Raw genomic sequence first — 4395 nt, 5'->3', positions numbered from 1 at the left:
GCCACCTCGCGGGCGAGTTCGACGATCATCCGGGTACGGGTCGGGCCCGGCTCGGAATCCTCCGCCTCGTGCAGGAGCTGCAACAAGGTCAGGGCCAGCCGGTCGCCCACGCGGTCGATGAGCGAGCGGCGGCTGGTGTTGCCCTCCGCTGCGGCCTCGGCGATTTCCGCGTCCAGTTGCCGGGTCTCCTCGGCAAAAGCGTGGACCCGCTCGCAAGCCCGGCGGCAGCGTTGCCAGTCGCGGAAGCCGCCCAGCTTCCAGGCGCTCAAGTTTTGCTCGGAGATGGGCCGGCCCTCGAAGAGGGCGTCCAGCACCTCCTTGGTTTCAGGCAGTTCATTGAGCCACTCCACGAGGCGCTGGCTGGGCTCATTGTCCTCCAGACGCTCGTTGAGGGTTTGGCGAAGGTCCGCCGGCAGGCGGGCGATCTTGCCGAGACGGGCAGGGTTGGTTTTCGTGATCATAGTACGGTTGTGGTTTGGGTTGATGTGAATCGATGCGCATACCGGCTTCCCTTCCCGCGCTGCTCCAAGCAGCGCCGTCCCTTCTCCCACCTCGCGTGAATCCTCCCCGCGAGCCCTCCGGCGTGACGGCCTTCCCCACCGTCACGGGATACGTTTAACATTTCATGAGCAGAATGTCAAGACAAAAATGTGCCTTGGGGAAAGGATTCGGACGCGTGGAGCGGTCAGGCGGCGGACCGTGAATGGCCATTTTTCTGGCGTTCGCCCGGGGGCTGCGCGAGAGTCCGGCACGCTGCCCAGTCACCAGCATCGATCGGCAGCACTCTCCCGCTCCGACCCCTGTATGAATGTGAAAGCAACCGCAATGGCCGTCCTCGTGGCGCTGGGCTGCACCCCGGTTTTTGGGCAGAACATCGGGCAGTTTCCGGGCGGGCCGAATCCGGCGCCGGCGGCGGAGGCCAATGATGCGGCCGAAATCGCCAAGGCGCTCGGACCGCTGGCTGACAGCCTGACGGCGGCCATTTCCATGGATCACTCGACGAAAGGGAGCGTCGTTTACAGCCAGCCGCAGGTCGGCTTCGGGGCGGTCTTTTTCGGTGACGTCCAGTGGCTCAACGACGGCGGACGGCAGTGCGCCAATTTTGCGGACCCCATGTCGAATCTGAAGGCGATGCCCCCCATGCGACTCGGCCCGAACTACACCCTCGCCACGTGGATCAAGCTGCCCTGCCCCGGCAATCATGGGGTCATCTGGGATGGCACGGAGGCCTGCCCCCTGTTCGTCGCGGAGGATCGTTTTGCCTGCTCGGACCGCAACGGGGAGCGCACCTTCTGCACGGTGAAGGGCCTGACCGGCTGGCATCACGTCGCGGTCACTTGTGACGGCACGCAGATGGCGTTCTTCCTCGATGGCGGGATGCGCGGGCAGGTGCCGATGGTGATCGACGATCGCTTGTGGACAATTGGTGCGAAGACCTTCCGGAAGCCGACGGAGAACACCCAATGTGACTGCCTGGACGACATGTTCATCTTCAACCGCCCGCTAAAGCAGGAGGAGATCGCGAAACTTTCCAACGTGCGCCTCCCGATACACCCGCCCACGGCCGAGGAGATCGCGCGGCAGAATGCCACGAAAACCGCGCGGGCCAATGCAGCGCCCGTGGCCGCCGCGCCGGTCAATGGGGCACCGCCGCCCAACATGGGGGCTCTCCCTCCCAATGTCGCCAGTCTCGTCAATCCGGCACCCGTGGTCCCGGCGGCCGATCGCGCGGGCGCGGCGGAATTGGTGAAGACGTATCACGACAGCCTCGTCTTCGTGCAGGGCACGAATGGCTCGGGCAGCGGCTTTCTCGCCAAATTCAACAAGGGCACTTTTCTCTTCACCAATGCGCACGTCGCCGCCGGGGTGAGAGGCGCGGCGTTCAAGACCTTGAACGGGGACAAGGTGCAAATCGGCGCGACTTCCGCGGCGGCGGTCGGACACGATGTGGTGCTCATGCAGGCCACGTCGATTAGCCTGCCCTTTGAGATCATGCAGGGCGTGGACAAGGAAGCGTCGATCGGGGATGCGGTGGTGGTGCTGGGCAATGCCGAGGGCGCGGGAGTCGTGAATACGATCATGGGCAGCATCGTGGGCATCGGGCCGAACCTCGTGGAAGTCGACGCTCCCTTCGTGCCCGGCAACAGCGGCAGCCCGATCATCCACCTCAAGAGCGGCAAAGTCATCGGCGTCGCGACCTACCTCACGATCAAGAAGGTCGACGTCGTAACGAAAAAGGTGCTGAGCAACCCGACGGTGCGGCGCTTCGGCTATCGGCTCGACAGCATCAAATCATGGCAATCGATCAACTGGTCCGCGTTCACCGCCCAGGCCGACACGCTGGAGAATATCGAGAACATGACCAAGGATCTGATCAAACTGGTCAACGAGGCCGACCGGACGGGCCGCTTCACGCCGGACATGACCAATAACCGCGCCATCCGCAGCCGCATCGAAGCGTGGCAGGGGCAATTCCACGGCCACATGAGCAAGACGGATATCGACACGGCCAACGCCAACTTCATCGGCTACCTCAAGAGCCTGTGCAAGAGCGACGTCATCGCCGCGCACCAATCACTGACCTACGATTTTTTCCAGCGCAAGCTGACGGAGGAAGAGCGGGACCGGAATGCGCTGGCGGATATTTTCAATTCGGCGATCCAGGCGGTGCGGAGGTAGGCAGCTCAACTAAAACATAGCCACCGCTCGTGGTTAACGCAGAGGGCGCGGAGAACGCAGAGGACCGCAGAGACAGAACCATTTTCCCTCTCCAGCCCTCTCTCATTTCTCTGTGCCCTCGGCGTTAAATCCCGGGCCGTCATCCGTTCACCCGACGGCGCCCGCGGGCTCGCGCGGGGCGGGCTTTGCTTCCGTGCCCCGGGTGCGGAAGAGGATGTCGACGACGTTGCGGACGTATTGTTCATCGGGCACGGCTTCGACGCTTTCGGCGGGGAAGGTGACGATGCTTTTGAAGTGGTCGGCGAGTTCGGAAAAGAGGGCGACGCGGGCGGCGGGATCGAGGTCGTCGCGGCGGACGAGCGCTTGCAAGGCGAGGCGGGCTTCATCGGGCGAGACGCGCTGGCGGAGACGCGCCTCGAGGTGCGGGTGCTGGCGCAAGGAATTGAATTTGCCGGCGAGGAGCTGGTCAAGGTCGGGCTCGACCGGCTTGGGATTGTAGACCACGACCGTGCTCGCGGCGAGGTCGCCGAGCCGTTGCGAGGTGCGGCTCGCGAGGCAAGCCACGCCGCCGACGAAATAGAACGCGGGCAGCGAATCGACGAAGCGCAGAAGATTGCGCAGGAGCACTTGATGCGGCTGGAGGCGCAGGCCGTGCGAATCCATGACCCGCAAGCGCAACAGCCATTTGCCCACCGTGCGGCCACGCCAAAACCATTCCAGCACGATGCCGTAGCCGACGGAGACGACAAAGTAGCCGATCAGCATCACGACGACTTGAAAATCCGGGCTGATAAAGCCGATCACCGTGCCGACCAGCATCACCACCTTGAGGATGATCATAATCACCAAAAAATCCAGCGCCCACGCCAGGCAGCGGACCACCGGCCCGGCGAGCGCAAAGGAAAAGGCGATGCCTTCGGGAGTGCGGATCTTCAGCGTCGGATTCACGCCTCATCCTCCGGATCGGCGATCTTGCGAAAGTAGAGGAACCAAACCAGCGCGCAGAGTTCCATGAGCCCGAAGACGATCTTCTGCCAGTAGTGGATCATGGGCTCGTGATATTGCGAGAGGAACGACTCCACGAAGCCGGCCCAGACGAGCATGACGGTAAATCCGCAGACCAGCGCCATGAGATCCTGGCCGATGCCGCGCAGCCGTTCGTTCAGCGAGGCGCGGTCGCCGTAACCGATGAGCGCCTTGCCGAGGAGGAGGCCGCCCTGCCCGGCGACGAGGATCGCGGGGATCTCGATCACACCATGCGGCAGCAGCCAGCCGAGCATGAACATCGTCTGCCCGGCGATCATGTAGTCGGCGACGACGAGGCCGAGGATCACGCCATTGTAGAAAAGCTCGATGATCGTGCCGATGCCAAACGTGATCCCGGAGCCGAGAGTGAGGATCGAGACGCGGATGTTGTTCACCATGAGCATCGACGCAAAGTACGAGTGGTGCCCGCCGAGGCGGTCCTCCTTCGCCTTTTCTTCTTCGGCGACGCGTTTGGCCGGATCGCCCATGAGGTGGGCGAATTGCGCGGGCACGATGGATTCCTTCGCCTCCTCATCGAACGCCGTGGCGATGCCGCCGAAAAGCATGCCCACGACCGTGATGATGACCGCCATGGCAAACGCGCCGGATTGTCGGCGAAAGGCGCGCGGAAATTCATTGAGGAACCAATGGATCGGCCGGAAGCGGCGGCCGCGCACCCGCGTCTCGTGG

Annotated in this window: 4 protein-coding genes; 1 reads left to right on the top strand and 3 read right to left on the bottom strand. The window is 63.5% G+C overall.

Features of this window, described 5'->3' with window-relative positions:
• On the bottom strand, positions 1–461 hold a 461-nt coding region (locus ABJF10_RS29600; protein WP_348548204.1), incomplete at its 3' end, for a hypothetical protein.
• 349 nt (positions 462–810) lie between these two features.
• On the opposite strand from ABJF10_RS29600, the gene ABJF10_RS29595 reads away from it, so the two are divergent.
• The gene (locus tag ABJF10_RS29595) at positions 811–2679 is read left to right on the top strand and encodes a trypsin-like peptidase domain-containing protein (protein ID WP_348548203.1); all 1869 of its coding nucleotides are present in this window, start codon (positions 811–813) and stop codon (positions 2677–2679) included.
• A gap of 147 nt (positions 2680–2826) precedes the next feature.
• On the opposite strand, the gene ABJF10_RS29590 is transcribed toward ABJF10_RS29595, so the two are convergent.
• On the bottom strand, positions 2827–3627 hold the full coding sequence (locus tag ABJF10_RS29590) for an RDD family protein (RefSeq protein ID WP_348548202.1): 801 nt from the start codon (positions 3625–3627) through the stop codon (positions 2827–2829).
• A partial coding sequence (locus ABJF10_RS29585) for a stage II sporulation protein M (RefSeq protein ID WP_348548201.1) occupies positions 3624–4395 on the bottom strand: 772 nt, incomplete at its 5' end. The genes ABJF10_RS29585 and ABJF10_RS29590, both read right to left, overlap by 4 nt.

The organism is Chthoniobacter sp., from assembly GCF_040003245.1.
Classification (GTDB): Bacteria; Verrucomicrobiota; Verrucomicrobiia; order Chthoniobacterales; family Chthoniobacteraceae; genus Chthoniobacter.
This window is presented reverse-complemented; position numbering and strand designations above follow the sequence as displayed.